This is a genomic window from Brevibacterium sp. HMSC22B09 (assembly GCF_001806795.1).
Lineage (GTDB): Bacteria > Actinomycetota > Actinomycetes > Actinomycetales > Brevibacteriaceae > Brevibacterium > Brevibacterium ravenspurgense.
On sequence record NZ_KV786036.1, the window covers coordinates 1 to 1,465 of the forward strand.

Below are 1,465 nucleotides of genomic sequence, written 5' to 3' on the forward strand. Positions count from 1 at the left end.
GGCTCTTCCGGTTCTAGAGTGCGTTGACCCGGGCTGATAGCTGCCCGGAGTGGAGAAGACAGCGCAGCACGTAGTGGCCGAAGTTCCTAAACCCCAACCCGATACCGCGCAGGTGCTCGAGGCGCCCGTTGATCGCTTCGACCGGCCCGTTCGACGCGCGACCACGATCGAAAAACGCCAGCACCTGAGCCCGTTTCCGCCACAGCGTCCGCCCCAACTGAGCAAGCTCCTCAAGCCCTTCAGGTAGGCCCCTGCGCAGACTCTCGATCACCGTCTGCATGAGCTTCTTGCCGGTCTTCCGATCGGGATGCTCGTACGCATCGATGACGTCCTGGTAGACGAGGTACGTCACTTCCAACGCGACATGGTCATCATGCTCGACCCACAACCGCTCCAGCCGGTCCCTACCCTTCTTGTTCAGCAGGGACCTCCTCGTCAACAGGGTCCGTCGCCCCTGATACAGGAGGTCTGTCTTCCGGCCCCGGTGCCCATGGATCTGCTGCTGGAGCCGTTGTCTGCACGCAGTGAGTTTCTGCCCGGCGAGCTGGACGACGTGGAACGGGTCCATCACCGGCACCGCGTCCGGCAGCGCATTCGTGGTCGCGGTGTGGTAGCCGGCGAACCCGTCCATCGTCACGACCTCGACCCTGTCACGGAACTGCGGGGAACGTTCCTGCAGCCACGAGGTCACGACCTTCGCGGAACGGCCTGCCTTCACGTCCAGTAGCCGTGCTCGACCGGTCCCGTCGATGAGCGGGGTCAAATCGACGAAGATCGTTGCGAAGGAGTCCTCTCCTTGTCCGCGCACGTGTTTCCAGCAGTGCTCATCGATACCCAGGACCCGAACCCCGGCCAGATGAGTGGGATCGGCGTAGACAAGGGACTGTGCGGCAGTGGTGGCCAGCTGGTTGACGAGGTCCCAGCCGAGTCCGAGTGCCCTGCTGATAGCAGAGATGCTCATCTGGTCCTGGATGAGCCGTTTCAGGATCCAGGTCGTAGCGCGTTTCGTGGTCTTCGCCCCGGGTTCGGCCGCTTCGAGCTGGTGCTGAAAGATCGTGCGCGGGCACTGGGCGTGGACACACTGGTAGCGGGGCAGACGTACGTGCAGGCGGGTCGGGTGGCCGGTGATCGGGACATCCGTCAGCCGGCGGATCACGTGGTCACGCAGCCGGCCTTCAGCACCGCACTCGGGGCAGTACCCAAGAGGTTCTCGTAGTGAGGCTTCGATGACAGTGATGTCATCATCGGTGATGTGAGCGCCGGTGATGTGGATGCCGAGCTCGAGAGTGCGGCAAATGACATCAGCGACGGGACACGGCGCGGCAGAAACGGTAGATTGCACGACAGGGCCTTGGGTGAGAGACGAGTTGAGGAACTTCTATCTTCACCCAAGGCCCGCCCCTCATTCATCACCAACACCCGGCAGTCAGAGACCGCGTCACGCACTCTGAAACCGGAAGAGCCC

Annotated in this window: 1 protein-coding gene; it reads right to left on the minus strand. The window is 62.9% G+C overall.

The annotated features are described in order from the left end of the window. Window positions 1-13: 13 nt before the first annotated feature. Window positions 14-1,342, minus strand: coding sequence for an ISL3 family transposase (locus tag HMPREF3087_RS10305; protein WP_062019877.1), 1,329 nt, complete (start codon window positions 1,340-1,342; stop codon window positions 14-16). Window positions 1,343-1,465: the final 123 nt, after the last annotated feature.